General features: G+C 68.9%; 13 protein-coding genes. 5 read left to right on the top strand and 8 right to left on the bottom strand.

Features of this window, described 5'->3' with window-relative positions:
- Positions 1 to 144: 144 nt before the first annotated feature.
- From WME79_RS00565 to WME79_RS00545, 5 genes are all read right to left on the bottom strand, one after another.
- Complete coding sequence (locus WME79_RS00565; protein ID WP_437530907.1) at positions 145 to 1,368, bottom strand: hypothetical protein; 1,224 nt, start codon at positions 1,366 to 1,368, stop codon at positions 145 to 147.
- 174 nt (positions 1,369 to 1,542) lie between these two features.
- Positions 1,543 to 1,887 (bottom strand): hypothetical protein, encoded by a 345-nt coding sequence (locus WME79_RS00560; protein ID WP_437530905.1) that lies wholly within the window; start codon positions 1,885 to 1,887, stop codon positions 1,543 to 1,545.
- Positions 1,888 to 2,967: 1,080 nt separating this feature from the next.
- Entirely contained in the window at positions 2,968 to 3,936 is a 969-nt protein-coding gene (locus tag WME79_RS00555) for a hypothetical protein (protein ID WP_437530904.1), read from the bottom strand.
- 484 nt (positions 3,937 to 4,420) lie between these two features.
- The gene (locus WME79_RS00550) at positions 4,421 to 5,713 is read right to left on the bottom strand and encodes a hypothetical protein (protein WP_437530902.1); all 1,293 of its coding nucleotides are present in this window, start codon (positions 5,711 to 5,713) and stop codon (positions 4,421 to 4,423) included.
- The gene (locus WME79_RS00545) at positions 5,710 to 9,864 is read right to left on the bottom strand and encodes a YwqJ-related putative deaminase (RefSeq protein WP_437530900.1); all 4,155 of its coding nucleotides are present in this window, start codon (positions 9,862 to 9,864) and stop codon (positions 5,710 to 5,712) included. The genes WME79_RS00550 and WME79_RS00545 overlap by 4 nt, the downstream gene beginning before the upstream one ends.
- 554 nt (positions 9,865 to 10,418) lie before the next feature.
- Between WME79_RS00545 and WME79_RS00540 the strand changes: the two genes are divergently transcribed.
- From WME79_RS00540 to WME79_RS00525, 4 genes are all read left to right on the top strand, one after another.
- Positions 10,419 to 11,402 (top strand): TauD/TfdA dioxygenase family protein, encoded by a 984-nt coding sequence (locus WME79_RS00540; RefSeq protein ID WP_437530898.1) that lies wholly within the window; start codon positions 10,419 to 10,421, stop codon positions 11,400 to 11,402.
- Positions 11,399 to 12,250, top strand: a complete 852-nt coding sequence (locus tag WME79_RS00535; RefSeq protein WP_437530896.1) for a dienelactone hydrolase family protein — start codon at positions 11,399 to 11,401, stop codon at positions 12,248 to 12,250. Before WME79_RS00540 ends, WME79_RS00535 begins: the two co-directional genes overlap by 4 nt.
- 227 nt (positions 12,251 to 12,477) lie before the next feature.
- Positions 12,478 to 13,290, top strand: a complete 813-nt coding sequence (locus WME79_RS00530) for a dienelactone hydrolase family protein (RefSeq protein WP_437530894.1) — start codon at positions 12,478 to 12,480, stop codon at positions 13,288 to 13,290.
- Between the two features lie 125 nt (positions 13,291 to 13,415).
- Entirely contained in the window at positions 13,416 to 14,276 is an 861-nt protein-coding gene (locus WME79_RS00525; RefSeq protein WP_437530892.1) for an alpha/beta fold hydrolase, read from the top strand.
- A gap of 32 nt (positions 14,277 to 14,308) precedes the next feature.
- Here the strand turns inward: WME79_RS00525 and WME79_RS00520 are convergent, their stop codons facing one another.
- The 3 genes from WME79_RS00520 to WME79_RS00510 all read right to left on the bottom strand — a co-directional run bounded on the left by WME79_RS00520 (position 14,309) and on the right by WME79_RS00510 (position 16,788).
- A complete protein-coding gene (locus WME79_RS00520) occupies positions 14,309 to 14,785 on the bottom strand; it encodes a DUF2059 domain-containing protein (RefSeq protein ID WP_437530891.1) in 477 nt (158 codons plus the stop codon).
- 121 nt (positions 14,786 to 14,906) lie between these two features.
- Positions 14,907 to 15,725, bottom strand: coding sequence for an MOSC domain-containing protein (locus WME79_RS00515; RefSeq protein ID WP_437530889.1), 819 nt, complete (start codon positions 15,723 to 15,725; stop codon positions 14,907 to 14,909).
- A gap of 79 nt (positions 15,726 to 15,804) precedes the next feature.
- Positions 15,805 to 16,788: a hypothetical protein gene (locus tag WME79_RS00510; protein ID WP_437530887.1), complete on the bottom strand. Its 984-nt coding sequence runs from the start codon at positions 16,786 to 16,788 to the stop codon at positions 15,805 to 15,807.
- A gap of 79 nt (positions 16,789 to 16,867) precedes the next feature.
- Between WME79_RS00510 and WME79_RS00505 the strand changes: the two genes are divergently transcribed.
- A complete protein-coding gene (locus WME79_RS00505; RefSeq protein ID WP_437530885.1) occupies positions 16,868 to 17,524 on the top strand; it encodes a ferritin-like domain-containing protein in 657 nt (218 codons plus the stop codon).
- Positions 17,525 to 17,645: the final 121 nt, after the last annotated feature.

Raw genomic sequence — 17,645 nt, 5'->3', positions numbered from 1 at the left:
GCCGGGCGGCGCGGCGGCTCATGGTCAGGGTGCTCCGCGAGATCACGCCGTGGCTGCGTGTCGTCGATGACGGGATCGCTCGTCGTTCCTTGTCGATCCACGCGCGTGGGAGGGCATGGGGCGTCGGCCGACGCGACCCGGAGCTCAGGCCGATGAGGTGAGGTCGTCCCAGACACCCACCGCCTCGGGGCGCAGCTCGCGCAGCCACGTCACTGCGCGCCCCTCGGACAGCCTCCGCTCGAACACCAGCGCCGCGTCACCGGCGTAGAACGTGCCGGTCGAGTCGGTCGCCTCTTCCACCTCGTCCAGGCCGAGCGCCTGCGCGAGCTCACGACCGTGCGACGACCGTGAGACGTGAGCCGGCACTTCCTTGGGGTGTCCCCACAGTGCAATGCGGGAGACGAACGCGCGCACGGAGTCGCTCGTTCGTTCCCACTCGTCCCAGCCGAACCCATACGCCCACATCCTGCCGTCCTCCGTCACGCATGCGAGGGTGTCAGGGTTGTCGACGTCTCGCGGACTCACCAGGATCGCCGGGCCATCCGGCGTCTGCTGAAGCGGCCACTCGGCCACGCTCCCTTCGCCGAGGGCTCGATCGAGCATCTGGATCCCGCCGAAGCGCTGGATCCGATCGACGCTGCGTAAACCACCGAACGAGCCCTCGGCGTCAGCGGCCGTCCTGGCGAGCGCCTCGCTACCGCCGTTCTCCAGCACCCACGAGGCGAGCCGCGCGGGGTCGCCGGGATCGTGCAGCCGACAAAGCCAGCGCGATGCCGCCTCTCTCGCGCGGGGCGATAGCGGAAGGGTCTTCGACGCCGGATCGACGGTTGCGCAGAGAAACCCGACCACGCTCTGCCGAAACCGAGGGTTCGCCTCTTCGAGCGGGAGATCGAGGTGCACGGCTTCGTTGTCCAAAGCCGCACGCGCCGTTAAATCGGCATAGTTGTCGCGGAACTCGATCCAGCCAGTTTCGGGCGCACGAGGCGCCTCTCCCGTCGCTCGCACCACCGGAAAGACGCACTGTAACCGCAAGGTCGCGCACTCTTCGAGCCAGGGCCGCAGGCTCGTTGCTGTAGGGCCCAGCACGCGCAAGAACACGTCGTCGCGCAATGCGAGCACCCCGTCGCAGACATGCCACACGAAGCCGTGCAGGCGAGACGAACGACTCGCTTGGCCGATCCGGCCAGCAACGCCCTTGACGAGAGCGTTCGTCTTGTCAAGAGCGGTGACCCGTCCCGTCTCGGCGTAGAAGTTACCGAGATCGGCACGCACGCGCAGCTCGAACTTTGGCGAGCGCCACCGTTCGAGCCTCTCCGCCACCTCGTTCAACTGGGAAATGGACGCCGCGAGCGGCTTCGTTCCGCACATGGATCGGAGCTCGAGGCCAAACGTGCCCTTCGCTGTGGTTCCGAGGAGGGGATGGCTGAATCGAGGCTTCACGTCGGCCCCCAGTCGTTGTTCAGGCCGGTACCTCCGAAGACGCCTGGCGTCATTCCGGCCACGCGATTGGTGCGGTGCTCAATCTCTGCATCCGAGCCACCTCTATCTGAAGCGACCTGCGATGGCCAGCACGTCGGACACGCTGGACACGCGGCGGGACATTCGCTGAATACCGCACGCCTCGACGAGCCAGACGGCATCCCCGTCCACGAAGACCTGCGCTGCAGCGTCAGAGAGGTCTCCGCGGAGTCTGAGTCCGTGGGGCAGCACCTCCTCCGAACGGCATGTGGCCTCCGATGCGTAACCGTTCTCGAGAAGGTAGACTTGACGCTCGAACCAGCGCTCGACACTCGTGCCCACAAGGCGCAATTGCACATCGTCGTCGTCGGGCTCCTGCCACGAGGCCCACACGCCGCCTGTATCGTCGACGTACAGGCTCGTGCGCACCGTCGTGTTCTCAATCCAGCCGATGAACCAGGCGCCGTTGTAAGGATGGACTGGCTCAGACCAGATGCCAGGTCCAGTCCGCTCCCGGATTGCGCCCGCCGCCCATGGGGCGACGAGCGAAATTCCCCGCCGCGGAAGCCCCCCACGAGCTCGTCCACAGCGAAGACGGTATTGGTAAGCGCCTCCGACGCCCGGTATCGCTCGAGCTGGGCGCGCAGACCATCACGATTCTGCAGACCAGGCTGCCACTCTCCGAATGAGTTGGCGCCCGCGAGTCGATCGGGATGACGCGGAACCGTGGCGATGCTCCCACCGGCCGTCATGTGGAATTGCGTCTCGAAAGCGCCGTCGAGCACCCCACGAATCCAGCAGCCGGTCGCCGTCTCGTACAGCTCGAACGCCTCCGGGAAGTATCTATCCATGTGGTCCACCGACCCGAGCAGCGGTCCATGCGGCGGGACGCCGGCGATTGATCCGTACGAGTACCTCGCCGGCGCGGGCGAGAGGCCACGCGGCAGGGGATATGCGAGCAAAGCTCGAAGCCGCTCGCTGGTCGCGCACGCCACCGTCAGCGCGTCGCACAGCAGCAGGACGATCGCTCCTTCGAACCAGAGCAATTGCTCCGAACGCCCGATCGAGCGAACTGCGCACGGCGGTCCCAGCGCGCCTTCGACCCACGCGGTCATGAGCGCTCCCTGCGCCCCGTGGTTGTGGCGCTCGCGGAGCACGAGTCCCTCGGAGACCAGCCGCGCTGCCTCGCGGAGGACGGCAGGGTCGTCGACGGGCACCGGAGGTCGCGGCTCGAAGGGGTTCCCAGAGAGTGGAACGCGCACCACCGCCCCGTCGTACAGGGCGAGTGAGCCCAGTGGTCCCAGATTCTCGAGCCCCGCGGCGCTCGGCAGATCGTCGCGCTCGGTGAACATCACAGGCGTGGCCTCCAGCACCCCGACGAGTGATGGCAGGGGATCGGCAGGTGGCTCGCTCGGCGCTCCTGGTCGGGCCAGGCGTACGCACGCCCGCCGACCCGGAGCATGCGCTGCTGTGCCGCCAAAGGGAGCGGAGACCGCCGCAACGGAGGACCTACCCTGCGAGGGTCTCGCACACCCGTGCCTCGGCTTGTGGGGTAAAGTACTTCAACAGCGCTCGCTCACCGGAGCGCTGGAACGCTACGATATCGGCAGAGACCGCCAAGGAGGCGAAGTCGTCCGTTCCAATCGGGTCGACCACGAGCCCCAGGCGCTCGCATAGCTCGTTCATCGGGAGATCCGACTCGCGCGTGGCCGCCACCCTCGCGTCGAAGCGGAGGATTCGCTCGACGTAGGCGGCGTAGCTCGATGCCGAGATGGACCACAGGCCCTCCTCGAACGCGTACCGGTGGATGCGGCGGTCCTCACCGAGGTAGACGAACGCGTCCGACGTCCCGATGTCCCAGTATCCGACCAGCAATCGCGATGGCTCACCGGGCAGGAGCCACGCGTCGCCGGAGACTAGGAGCGGCGATTCGAACGCCTGCGCGGAAGCGGCGCCCGCGAAGAACTCGGCGTGGCAGAGCACAGGACCGCACATGGCAGTTCGATCGAACCGCCGGACGCCGTGCGCAAGGCCGAGCGCTTCCGAGACGACATCGCCAAGGCGGGACGATGCTCCCTGTGCGTGGAACCATGCGAGGAAAGACGGGATACCGTCGCTGTTGACGACCACGAACCGCGGGGCCATGGTCACGTCGTTAAACGACGATTGCCACGGAGCATGCAAGCGTACGATCGCTCGTTTCCCGAGCCCCAGCGATACCCCTCCGCCAGGGAGGCGGTAGCGGACGGCCGCGCTGCCGTTGCGCACCCCAAAGGATCCCTCGACGCCCGGCTCCCGGTCGTCGAAAGATAGCCCCTCGCCTTCGACTGGCTCGCCCTCGGCGAGCACGGCCGAGTAGGCAGGGAACCAGATCGGCTTGCGTGGCCGCCGCTCGCCGAAAGCATGGATCCAGGGGATGAGCCGCTCGGCGCTCCGCACGTAAAGGCACCACGTGTCCCGGCTCTCGGTGACCAGCACAGAGCCCTCATACCATCTGAATGAGCCACACGACTCCGGAGCAGGTGGCACATCACCACCGAGTACGCGGACGGCGTCGAGAATCTCATCGCGAGCGACGGTGGGGGCGCCCGTGCAGGCGAGATAGCTGTCTTCCCAACCCGCGAAGCGCGAACGGAGCTGCTCGCGGTCCCTGGGTGGGATGCCAGGGAGAGCAGGGAAATCGAGCCTCTGTAGCGTCTGCGGTGAGGTCACAGCTTCCTCGATCTACTGTGAATACCACGTCGCGTTGGCCCGACGAGCGTCGTCCGGGGCTGCTGCGCTCTCCCCGGGTAACCTGTTGCCACACAGGAGCCAGGAGTGTCCCGTCGCTGCGGACCTGAAGCCGAAGTGCGGGTCCGCCTTTCGAGGATGACGTGGAAATCTTCCCACGCAGCTGGCCCGTGCCCACCAGTGCGTGCGAGCCAACTTCTGCGAGCAGTTCGCGTTCATGGACCGCGGCACCTCAGGCAGACGAGGTGAGGTCGTCCCAGGCAAGCACCGCCTCGGGGCGCAGCTCACGCATGCGCGTCACGGTTCGGTCAGGTCGCCTCCGCTCGAACACCAGCGCCGCGTCGCCCGCGTAGAACGTGCCGATGGAGTCGCTAGCCTCTTCGACCTCGCTCAGGCCGAGCGCCCGCGAGAGCTCACGGCCAAGCGGCGACAGCGCGATACGGGTCGGCACTTCTTTGGGGTGTCCCCACAGCGCAATGCGAGAGACGAACGTGCTCACGGAGTCGCTCGTGCGCTCCCATTCGCCCCAGCTAAAATCGTATGCCCACATACTGCCGTCCTCCGTCATACAAGCGAGCGTATCCTGGTTGTCGAGATCATCCTGGCTCAGGAGAATCGCAGGGCCGCCAGGAGTCTGCTGAATAGGCCACTCCGCCACGCTCCCCTCGGCGAGGGCACGATCGAGCATCAGCATCCCACCGAAGCGCTGGATCCGATCGACGCTGCGCAGACCGCCAAACGAGCTCTCGGCGTCTTCTGCCGTCCTGGCGAGCGCCTCGCTACCACCGTTCTCCAGCACCCACGAGGCGAGCCGCGCGGGATCTCCGGGATCGTGCAGCCGGCACAGCCAACGCGATGCCGCCTCTCTCACGCGGGGTGACAACGGAAGCGTCCTCGACGCTGGATCTACGGTTGCGCAGAGAAACCCGACCACGCTCTGCCGGAATCGCTTATCTGGCGCCGCAAGCGGGAGATCCAGATGCCAGGCTTCGTTGTCCAGGGCTGCTCGCCCGGTCGCATCGACTAGATTGTCGCGAAACTCGATCCAGCCAGACTCCGGCGCGATAAGCGACTCGCCGGCCGCTCGCACCACCGGAAAGACGCACTGTAACCGCAGGGCCGCGCACTCTTCGACCCAGGGCCGCAGGCCGGCCGCCGTGGAGCCTAGCACCCGCAAGAACACGTCGTCGCGCAAGGCAAGCACCCCGTCGCAGACATGCCATACGAAGCCGTGCATTCGAGACGAACGACTCGCCTGGCCGATCCGGTGAGCAACGCCCTTGACGAGGGCGTTCGTCTTGTCGAGAGCGGTGACCGGTCCCGTCTTGGGATAGAAGTTCCCGAGATCGACACGCGCGCGCAGCTCGAATTTCGGAGCACGCCACGGCTCGAGCCTTTCTGCCACCTCGTTCAGCTGCGCCAGGGAGGCGGTGAGCTGCTTGGCCCCGCAGATGGATCGGAGCTGGGGGCTGAACGTACCTTTCTCGATGGTTCCGAGAAGGGGATGACTGAATCGAGTTTTCACGTCGGCCCCCAATCGTTGTTCTCCCCGGTGCCTCCGAAGACGCCCGGAGTCATTCCGGTCACGCGATTGGTGCGGCGCTGAATCTCCGCATTTGATAGATTATTGCGCCCTGCTGCTCGCTCAGCCTCGAGCTGCGCGCGGTACCGCGTCGCGTTGGCCCGGCGAGCGTCGTCCAGGGGCGCTGTGTTTCCCTGGGCGGCCTGTTGCCGCGCGCGATCCAGCGTTGCCCCCGTCCCTGCGGGCCTGAAGTTGAGGGGCGGTCCGCCTCTCGGGGGCGACGCGGGAATCGTCTCGGGCTGCTGGCCTGTGCCCGCCAGCGCATGCAGACGAGCCAAGGTCTGCGAGCAGTTCGGACACGGTGCGCATGCGGTTTCATTCACATCGGTGCTTCCGATCGGTCCCATGCGACGCAAGGCGCGGCGAAGGTGCCGCTGGCCTTCCGATGTACCCGGATCGCATCTCACCCCATTTCGGTCTTCGTAATCACGGAGATAGTTGCTAATCGCATGGGGCTCGGAGCACCAGGACGGATCCCTGCCCTGGCCACGCCCGGAGTCTTGAGGAAGCGCGGCGGCGACGGCAGGATGCAGATCGTACAGCGGCCCCTGGCCCTGAGGGTTGCGGTAGCGGGCTGACTGTCCGGTGAACTCCCGCGTGCCGCCTCCTTGAGATTGTGGAAGGCGCCGGGTGCTGAGGTCGGAGCCCATCAGCCCATCGAGGTCGACCAACGCGAGCGGCCTCCCGCTCACGTACCCGTACGCTTCGAGCCCCCCTTCGAGCCCCAGCGGCTCCGGGCTCAGGTACGTCGCGCTCGCCGGATCGAAGTAGCGCCAGCGGTTGTAGTGGAGCCCCGTCTCTGGCTCGTACCAGTGCCCCGGGAATCGGACCAGCGTGGCTGCAGCGTCGCCTGCGATCACCCGACCGTACGCGTCGGTCTCGAATACCTGGTCGACGCTCCCGTCAGCATTGACCAGCCCGAGCGGCACAGGCGCCCCGTCCCGGTGCACGAAGTACTTCCAGGCGCCGGGGCCCGCCTCGGTGTCGATCGCCTGCGCGACCGGCGCCGGCGAGCCCGGCGAGTACGCGTAGCGCCGGCGCTCCACCAGCGTGAACGCCGCGGATGCGCCTGTGGCGCTCGCCTGGCGCTCCACCGTCTCCTCCAGGAGGTCCTCACCATCCCAGCGGTAGCGGTGCCGCACCATCGCAGCGTCCCGCCGCAGCACCCGCTTCTCGATCCGCCGCGCGAACCCGTCGTGGACGAACTCGATCCGCGTGTCGTCGGGCAGCGTCATGCCCGAGAGCAGGCCGAGCACGCTCCACGCGTACGTGGTCACCGCGGTGCCCTCGACCTTCTTCGACAGCCGGCCGCGCGCGTCGTACGTGAGGGCCGCGCCGTTCGTGGTCACGAGGCGGCCGCCGCTGCGGTGGGACTGCGCACGGCCGTCAATCCACTGCACATCGCCTCGCGGCGAGAGCACGTAGTCCTCGGTCCTGGCCCGCCCCTCATGCTGCTTCTGCGCGATTCGGCCGCGCGCGTCGTACAGGAAGGACTGCGCCCCGCGATCGCGATCGGCGAGCACCTGGAGCTCGTCGGCAGGCGACCATCGGTAGTCGAACCGCAGGGTCTCCGGGCCGCCCAGGCTGCCGACCCACATGGGCTCGCCCGGGCGTATGACGGCGGTGCCACCGCCAAAGACCGCCGAGCGGAGGACGTTGCCGTGCGCGTCTCTCGTGAGCTCGATTCGGCCACCGCCGGCAAAGAAGCGCCCCGTCTCGCCGTCCGTCGGGTCGTACGCGAACGTCGCGATCGGCTGGTCCGCACCCCGGGTACCCGAGAGATCCGAGACGACGAGCGCGGCGCATCGCCCGACGGTGTCGCGCGGGGCGGCGATCGAGAAAGCGCCGAGCACTTCCACCTTCGTGCGATGCAGACCGGCGTCGTAGACGTGCCGGAGCGATGTCGCGAACGATGGATCGTCCTTCCGCTCCGTATCTTCGCGGGTGCAACGCCCTCGCGCGTCGTACGTATAGAGCGTGTAGACAGCCTCCGTCTCGAAGCTCAGGAGGCGCCCGCGCTCGTCGTACTCCAGCTTGTGGGATGTGTCGTCCGAGAAGGTGCGCGCGATCAGCCGATCGAGTTCGTCGTAGACGAGCTCGACGAATTCGCCATCTTCGAAGGTGATCCTCGACAGCCGCCCGGCCTGGTCGTTCCTGTACCGCAGCAAGCGACCGTCGAAGGTGCGCTCCGAGAGGATCCGACCCTCGAGGTCCCGTTCGATGGTGTGCACATCGCCCTCCTCGTTGACGATGCGTACCATGTCGAGCTCTCGATCGTAGGCGTACGAGACGCGCGTGCCGTCGCTCCGCTCGACCGCGATCACCTCGCGGAGGCCCGCGTAGATCAGCCGGAACCAGCGGCCATCCGCGTCGCGCTCGCCTGCGAAGCGGCCGGCCTCGTCGTAGCTCGTGACCGTGCGAGCGCCCAGCGGCGAGCGGTGCTCGACCACGCGCCCCATCGCGTCGTAGATCCAGCGGTGGACCCCGCCCTTCTCGTCACGCATCTCCACGAGTCGCCCGAGGAAATCGTAGCGGAGCGCCCGCGCTCCGCCGTCCGGCTCGACGATCCCGACGCGGTTGCAGAGCGCGTCGTACGTCATCGCCGTCTTGCCGCCGTCGGCGGTCTCGGCGTGGACAAGGCAGCCGCGCTCGTCATAGCGGAAGCTCGCGACGAACCCCATCGCGTCGGAGAGGTAGATCAGGTTTCCGCTAGGATCGCGCGCGTGCTGCGTCTCCAGGCCGTCAGGGCCGCGCGTGGTCACGACGTTGCCGCGATCGTCGTAGCGGTACTCCGTCACATGAGCGAGCGGGTCGACCACGCGGTACGCGCCGTCAGCCTCGCCCATCCGCCATACGCGCCCGAGGCCGTCGCGATAGCCCACAAGCTCGCCTGCGTCGTCGAACACATTGTCGTGCACCTGCCCCGCCCACACGATCCGGTCCGCCTTGCCAAAGGCGTTGACCCCGATCCTCCGCAGGGCGCGCGAGGTGATGACGTTGTTCTCGCCCGCGCCGTATTCGATCTTCGCGTGCAGGAAGCCCTTCGCGCGACTTCCGTCCGCGAGCACCTCGGGCACGCCCTCGGCCAGGAGCGCGCGTTCCTCGGGATCGTTGCACCACGTCTCCACGCAGCGACCGCGGTCATCGTAGCGGTAGTGCACCTCGAGGCCCGTGGGCCAGCGCTCCAGCACGAGCCGATGGTCTACGTCATACGCAAAGGTCATGGCGTGCCCCAGGGCGTCGCGCGCGACCACGAGATCTCCGCGTTCATCGTATTCGTATGTGCGGAAGGACGTCCAGGCGCCTCTCGATGACGCGTTCTTCACCTCGAACGCGGCGATGCGGCCGTCGCGGTGACGACGCACGCGGAGCAGGCGGCCCACGCTGTCATTCACGAACTGGAGCGGACCGGTGCCGTTTTCGTAGAAGAGCCGGGCCTGGTTGCCGTTGTGATCGAGGAGCGCGCTGAGGCGGAACTCGTTGTCGATGGCAAAGACGTCCTCGAAGACCCGCGTGATCCCGTCGTCGGCCTTGAGGAGATAGCCATCGCGGGTGCGCGTCAGCAAGCCGACGGGGAGCTTCACGGTCTCTCCCTCGCCGGGACAGCGGCCCTCGCACGCGAGCGCCGTCGCGGTGACGACGCGCACCCTGCGGCGGCGGAGCTCGATGACGCGCCAGCCGAGCGAATGGTTCCAGCCGTAGCCAAGGCCGTAGTCGAGGTCGCGCTGCGCAGAGTTATAGGCGCGCTCGATCACGAGCGGGAACGCTCCCGGCAGCGCCATGTCGGTGACGGCGAGGGTGTAGACGCGGCCCGTGACCGGATCGATGGGGTGCCCCGCGTGCGTTCCTCCCCCGCCCCCATGCGTCGGGTTGGGGCAGCCGCCGCCGCTGCCCTGACCGCAGCTGCCGGCGTTGCGGCCGCCGCCCTGGGCGCCGTCGCCGCCGTTCTTGCCGCCCGCGCCCTGATCGCCGCCGGCGCCGGTGCCGCCCCGCCCGCCGCTGCCACCGCCGCCCGCGCCGCCGCCGAGGATGAAGACACCAGGGTTCATCCCGGGGATCGCGGGGATGTTCGGAACCGGAGCTGTGCGCGCCATGATGCGATGGTCGCCCAACGAGCCACGGAGTCAATACCCGCTGCCACGCAGAAATGTGCTGGGATGGTGCAGCCCATGATGGGTCGACGGAGCGTGGATGGCGCGCGACGAACCGCAGATTCCAGCGGGTGCGCCATGCCGCCTGCAAGGCCTCTGTGCTGGGCGGCGTTCGCCGCGGGTGGCGGGCGATCGGACGCGGCCTCGCCAGGGCTGCTGACCGCAAGCGCCACACCATCGCTGCTCTGTCTTCAACGTCTCCACGTCGGCTCGTCCATCGGTGCTGCGCTGGATCGCATCTCGGCAGCCGTCTCCTTTGCCGTCGATGCCGCCGATGGTCACGCCCGCATACAGCACCTCTCTAGACCACAAGAGGCATAGACAAGGCACGCCGTCGCGCGCTGCCTCAGCGACCTCGATCTCCCGCCAAACGAACTTCCGCACGCGCGCCCCGCCCCGTGTGTCCCCACGCGCACGCCGCCGCTCGCTCCCTGGCACGGCGCCCGCATACCGACCGTCACGAAGGACGTGGCGGGGGGACCACGCGGAGGAGACCCATGAGCCAGAGAGCATCCGATCAAGCCATCCAGGTGAAGCCGCTCGCAGGGCACATCGGCGCCGAGATCCACGGCGCCGACATCTCAAAGCCGCTGCCCGACGAGGCCGTGGCGGCCATCCGTGCGGCGCTGCTGAAGTGGAAGGTCGTCTTCTTCCGGAACCAGCCGCTCGGCCACGCCGAGCAGATCGCCTTCGCCGCGCGCTTCGGCGAGGTGACCTATGCCCATCCGCACGAGGACGAGCCGTTCGACGAGCACCCGGAGATCCTCGCCATCGACAGCCGCCGCTACGATCGGCGCTACGGCAAGCGCTTCAGCTACGAGAACCGCTGGCATACCGACGTCACCGCGGCCGTGAACCCGCCGGCGGCGTCGATCTTGCGGGCGCACATCCTGCCGCCCTACGGCGGCGACACGACCTGGACGAACCTTGTGGCAGCCTACGAGGGGCTGTCCGCGCCGCTGCGCGCGCTCATCGACGGCCTGCGCGCGGAGCACCGGTTCGGGCTGCGGTTCGCGCCGCAGGACCAGGACAGCCCGTACCTGCGCAAGGTGCGCGAGAACCCGCTGATCTCGATCCACCCCGTGGTGCGCGTCCACCCCGAGACCGGGGAGCGGGCGCTGTTCGTCAGCCCCGGCTTCACCAGCCACATCGTCGGGCTGTCGCCGCGCGAGAGCAGCGCGATCCTCGACCTGCTCTTCGAGCAGATCAGCCGCCCGTCGTACACGGTGCGGTTCCGGTGGGAGCCGGGCAGCATTGCGTTCTGGGACAACCGGGCCACGGCGCACCTGGGGCCGCAGGACCTCGGGCACCTCGACGTCGAGCGCGTCCTCTACCGGGTGACGCTGACCGGAGACATCCCGGTGGGGGTCGACGGGGTCCGCTCCGAGATCGTGGCCGGGGAGCCGTTCGGCAAGCGGCCCCCGAGCAAGCTGAAGCCCGCCCGCAAGGACAAGGCGCCCGAGGCGGAGGTGCAGGCATGAGCGCCGCGAGCGGAGGCGTCGAGAGGACGTCGTTCGAGGGGCCCCACGGGCCAGTGGAGGCGGTGCAGGTCCGCCCGGCGTCGGGCGGGCGCTCGCCGGTGCCGGCGGTGCTGATCCTCCACGAGGGGCTGGGACTCACGGTCCATACGATCGAGCTGGCAAGGCGCTTCGCGCAGGAAGGGTACCTCGCATTTGCGCCGAACCTGTATTCGCACGACGCGACGCACCGGACCTTCACCGAGGCGGAGGTGGCCCGGGGGGTGAGCTTGCTGCGCGCCGCCGACCGCGACGAGGTGGTCGCGCGGTTGCCGGCGAGCGAGCAGGAGCGGCTGAAGAAGGTGTTCGCCTGGTTCGGTAGCCGCGATACGTCGACCTACCTGCCCGACGCGAGGGCGGCGGCGGCGCACCTCGTCGGCCGGTCGGACGTGCGGCCGGGGGGCGTCGCTGCCGTCGGGTTCTCGCTGGGCGGAGGGCTCGTGGGGCAGCTCGCGGTCGCAGGCGTGGCGCTGGCGGCGGGTGCGGTGTTCTATGGGCAGGCGCCGGCTCTGGAGCAGGTGAAGAACGTGCGGTTTCCGCTGCAGGTGCATTATGCGGAGGAGGATCCGGCGATTACCCCGAGGGCACCTGCGGTGGGAGAGGCGTTCAGGGCTGCGGGGCGAGAGCTGATCTCGTTCGTGTACCCTGGGACGCGCCACGGGTTCTTCAACGAGACGCGGCCGGCGTACCACGCGGACGCGGCGCAGCTCTCGTGGCGGCGCACGCGGGAATTCTTCGCCGAGCGCACCGGCAACGTCGCGCAGTGGCGGCCGCAGACCGCCGCCGGCGAAGGCGCACGCGCGGCGGGGTAGCAGCGGCTCCGCCGCTGGCACCTCTGGCACCTCAACCTGTGGCACCTCAACCTGGGTCGGGTCGGAACCTCCGGCACCTCAACCTGGGTCGGGTCGGAACCTGGAACCTCAACCTGGGTCGGGTCGGAACCTGGAACCTCAACCTGGGTCGGGTCGGTCCGTGCCAGCCCCTCAACCTGGGTCGGGTCAGTCCCGCTTCATGGCACGGAGGCTGCTGGGCGCCCGCCATGACCGCCTCCACGCCCATCGCCGAGAGCAACGCTCCGAAGCCCATCCATACCGACGACGCCGGACTCATCGCCGGCGCGATCACCCTTCCCGCTCCCGCCGGTGACCTCCCCGGCTACCGCGCCCACCCTGCCTCCGGTGGCCCCTTTCCTCTGGTGCTGGTGATCCAGGAAATCTTCGGCGTCCACGAGCACATCCGCGACGTGGTCCGCCGCTTCGCGCACCGCGGCTACTACGCCCTCGCCCCGGATCTGTTCGTTCGGCAAGGCGATCCGAGCCACCTCCGCACCGTCGACGAGTTCCGCGCGCTGGCGGGCCGCGTGCCCGACCGGCAGGTACTCTCGGATCTCGACGCGAGCGTGGCCTTCGCCGAAGCCTCCGGAAAGGCCGACGTCCACAAGGCGGCCGCGGTCGGCTTCTGCTGGGGCGGGCGCATCACGTGGCTGTACGCCGCGCACAACCCGGCGCTGAAGGCGGCCGTGGCCTGGTACGGACGCCTGACCGGCGATCGGACCGAGGCTCAGCCCAAGCACCCGATCGACGTGGCGAGCGCGCTGCAGGTGCGCGTGCTGGGCCTCTATGCCGGACAGGACCAGGGCATCCCCCTCCCGACGGTCACCGAGCTGCAGGAGGCGCTCCGTACCGCCTCCGAGACCGGCAGCGCGCCCGGCGCCGCACACTCCGAGATCCGGGTCTACCCTGACGTCCCGCACGCCTTTTACGCCGACTACCGGCCGAGCTACCGGCCGGAAGCCGCCGCCGACGCCTGGCAGCGCCAGCTCGACTGGTTGGCCCGACACGGCGCCGCCTGACAGCGACCGGCCGCGACAGCGCCCCGGCGACCCCTGCTGCGCCGGCAACAAGCTGCGCCTCCACTGCTACTCCTTACGCACCCCGCCCGCGCCACCACGCCCCGCAAATCGGATACCCTGACGCGGTGCGCGCCAGGATCCGAGACACCGAGCTCTACTTCGACGTCGAGGGCATGGGCCTCGTCCCCGACGGCCCGCGGATGCGCGAAAAGCCGGTCGTATTGGTCGTACACGGCGGACCTGGCGCAGATCACTCCTCGCACAAGGGCGGGATGACGCCGCTCGCCGACCAGGCGCAGCTCATCTACTTCGATCATCGCGGACAGGGCCGCTCCGCGCGCGGGCCGAAGGAGACATATACCCTCGAAAACAACGTCGAGGACATGGAGGCGCTGCGCCTGCACCTCGGCCTCGATCGTATCGTGGTGATGGGCACCTCCTATGGTGGCATGGTGGCCATGGCCTATGCGCTCGAATACCAGCAGAACATCTCTCATCTCATCCTGGTGGCCACGGCAGCCAGCCATCGCCTCATCGACCGTGCGAAGCGGATCGTCGCAGAGCGCGGCACGGAGCAGCAGAGAGCGGCGTGCGAGCGCCTCTGGGCCGGCGGGATCGAGAGCGACGAGCAGTTCGCCGACCTCCTCCAGATCATGGGGCCGCTCTACTCGACCACCTTCGATCCACAGAAGGCGGCCGAGGCCCGCGCGCGCACCATCTACAATGTCGATGCGTGGAATGTCGGCCTGGAGGGGTTCATGCGGAGATTCGATTTCACACCGCGCCTCCCCGAGATCACGGTGCCCACGCTCGTCATCGCCGGCCGACACGACTGGATCTGCCCACCCGATCTCTCGGAGGAGATCGCGCGGCTCATCCCGGGCGCCGATCTACGTATCTTCGAGCGCAGCAGCCACTGGGTGCGCGCTGACGAGCCGCGGGCGCTGCTCGACGCCATCGCCGGCTTCCTGGCCCAGACGCGGTAGCGCGTGGAGCGCACCGCCGAGCGCCGCGCCTTCTACTGGATCCCGGCCTTCTTCATCGCCGCGGGCATCCGCTGGACGATGACCGTCCCGACCTTCTTCCCCACCTCGCCGCTGATCTCCGGCAGGAGCTTCGCGGCCTTCTTTCCGACCGGCGTGCCGTAGAACTTGATGAGCTCCTTCAGCTCATCGGCGGTGAACTTCCCCGCGTAGATCTCGACGTTCCACTGGACGAGCTCGTCATACGGCAGCACCTCGGCGACCACCGCCTTCAGCTTGCTGGCGTCCTTGGGCGAGATCTTCGCGCCCGCTTGCTGCATCGAGGCTCCCATGTTGGTCATCAGCTGATCGAGGAGCGCGTTGTAGACGTCCTTCGGCATGACGAGGTGCGTGAGCTCCAGGGCGAGCTTCTTCTCCGCCTCTCCGGCGTACGCGTTACCGAGCGACACGATGGAGAGAAGGGTCACAACGGCGAGCGAGACGATCCATGAACGAAGCGCGTGCTTTCTCATGGGCCCTTTGTATCACGACCGCGCCGCGATCCGCGCCGCGCAGGGTGGCCCGCCGCATCCCCTCCCCGGAACCGCGGCGACACCTGAGGGGCCGCCACACAGGAGCCGTTCGGGCGCTCGGTCACACGACCGTCACCTCGTCCCCTACGCGCAATGTGCCGGATTTCGTCTCCTGGATGTAGTTCTGTCCGAAGTTCACCTCGCCGGGCCTCTGCGCGTCGCGCCGGTACGTGGCCAGCGTGCGGAGCGGCTCCGGGCCGCGCTCTGCGGTGAGCTGGTCGGTCGTGGTGACGACGCAGCGGCCGCACGGGCCGCCGGCGCGGAGCACGAGGTCTCCGACGCGGACGCGGCTCCAGCGGTCCTCGTCGAAGGCAGCGCAGCCGCTCACGACGAGGTTGGGCCTGAAGCGATCCATCGGCAACGGCGCGGCGCCCCGGCCCTCGAGGTGAGCGTTCAGATCGGCGAGGGAGGCCTCGGAGATCACGAGCAGCGGGAACTCGTCGGCGAACGACACGACGTCTTCCGGGCGTGCCACCGAGGCCTTGAGGACGGGCCGCCGGAACGCCTCGCCGATGCGGACGAGCCGCGCCGGGTGCTCCAGGACGCCGCTGAGCCACGCGGCGGCTTCATCACCGCAATCTTCGGCCAGGAGGCCGCTGCTGCTCCAGACCTCGACCGTGAGCAGGCGCGCGCCCTCGGCCCTGCGCGGGACGGAGATCGGCGGCCCGCCGGCGAAGCCGAGCGTGAGCGCGCTCTCGGAGAGCTGCGTCTCGATGAGCGCCATACGCGGCAGCGGGCGCTGCGTGAGGGGCTTTCCCTCGGGGTCGACGATCATGAACCGCCGGTCACCGGCGAGGCCGAGCGCGTCGACGGCGGCCGCGTCGACCGTGAGGCCCCGGCAGCCTTTGACGGGATAGATGTGGATCGCGGAGAGTCGCATTCCGGAGCTTATAACACCCCTCGGGCGCTCGGCGCCCGGAGAAGCACGGAGCGCGCGTTCCGAGCGCCCGCGCCGCCCGTCATGCCACGTCGCCTCCCGCCGCCGGTATCCCGAGCACCTGCCGCAGGTCCATGCCCACGACGACGTCGGCGTTCTGCCGCACCCATTCGACGAGCGCGGGGCGCAGAGCGCGCGCGATCTCTTCCTTGACGAGCCCTTCCACGACGCTCGGCCCGAGGCGCTGCGGGTCGAGCGCGACGCCGCCGCCCGCAACCAGGGCGCCGAACAGGCGCACGAGCGACTCCGCGCCCGCTGCCTGGCGTGCCGCGCCGAGCGGCTCGACCCGCTCGACGGCGATCTCGCCGCCGCGCTTCACGACGAAGCGACGGACGTCGGCCTGGTCGACTCCCCCCTTGAGGAGCACCGCCGAGGAGCAGTCGACCTCGATGCGCTGCACCCGCGGCGCAGTCTCGATCTCCTGCCGGGTACCCTCGATATCGACGCTGGCCGCGATGGTCGCGCCGGTCGGAATGCGGAACCCGTCCGAGCCCACCCCGCCAGCGATCTCCTGGCGCAGCGTCAGCCGCGCGGACAAGCGGGCGCCCCGCACGGCCGTGCTGGCGCCGGACTCGAGGTTCGAGAGCACCTGACGCACCGTCACGACGAGATCGGGATCGCGGGTGGGGTCGTACGGGGGCATGGCCATGGGCGTCGACGTGACGAGTCCGCGCATGAAGGCGCGCGCCTCGTCCTCCGCCGATCCCTTTCCGACCCGGATGAGCCCTCCCGTGTAGAAGACGTTCGGCGCCATCGCGCCTGAACGGAAGTCGTACTCGATCTGCTGGAGCCCCATGTCGCCGAGCGGCGGCGGCAGGTTGATGACGAGGTACGGCTCGAAGGCGATCCGCAGGAGCGCCGGCGCGAGCGTCAGGCGGAGCGCCGTCGCGCTCGACGTGGCGAGCGCGGCCACTCCGGTGCGCTTCAGGACGGTGCGAGCGGGGAGGTCGAACGAGATCGAGACCGACTCGAGATCGATCCACGACGGCAGGAAGCACCAGGCCATTCGAGGAGGGTACACCCACCTGGCCGCCGGAAGCGCGGCCTATTGACCCGCCGCACGGGGCGCGCCCATCATGCCCCGCATGAAACCAGAGGAATTCCTCGACGAGCTCGACCGCAAGGTCGGTGAGCGCCTCGCCCACATCGGCGCAGTGGCCCGCGCGGCGGAGCCGGCGAGCGGCGTCGGCATCCCGGCGCTGCTCGCGACCGCGCTCAAGAAGGAGCTCGAGGCGACCGAGGAGGCCGCGCTCTGGCTCACCACCGAGACCGACGTGGAGGTGAAGCTCGCCCTCGCCCGCCAGTGCGGCGACGAGGCGAGGCACTACCGGCTCATCGCCGAGCGCCTCCGCGCGCTCGGCGTCGACCCCGGCGCAATCCCGGCGAAGTTCGGGCCGCCCACGCCGATGTTCGGGTACTTGAAGGGGCTCGGCTCCACGGTCGAGCGCGTCGCAGCGGGCCAGTTCACGCGGGAGGCGCTCGCGAAGGTGCACAACCAGGCGTTCATCGACTACTGCGAGTCGCAAGGCGACGCCGAGACTGCGCGCCTTTACCGCGAGGTCATCCAGCCGGACGAGGGCCATCACCACGAGATGGGCCGGCGGCTCCTCACGCGCCTCGCGGTCACCGAGGAGGCCCAGGCGCTCGCGCGCACCGCAGCGATGCGCACGCTCGAGATCGCCGAGGAGCTCCAGGAGATCGCGCGCCTGAAGATGGGTATCTGCCGCGCGCCTGGGTGCTAGTGTTCAGGCGCGGTCCTGACGGACCGCCGCCCTGCTCGATCCAGCTGATCCGATGCGGTTCGCCGATCTGACCGTCGACGTCCGGGCGTCGATCGCGAGCTAGCGTGTCGCTGTGTTTCGC

Origin of the sequence: Sorangium sp. So ce726 (assembly GCF_051521405.1) — a bacterium.
In the GTDB taxonomy this organism is placed as follows: domain Bacteria; phylum Myxococcota_A; class Polyangia; order Polyangiales; family Polyangiaceae; genus Sorangium.
The sequence above is the reverse complement of the archived record's forward strand: the minus strand, read 5'-3'. Positions and strand labels throughout refer to the sequence as shown.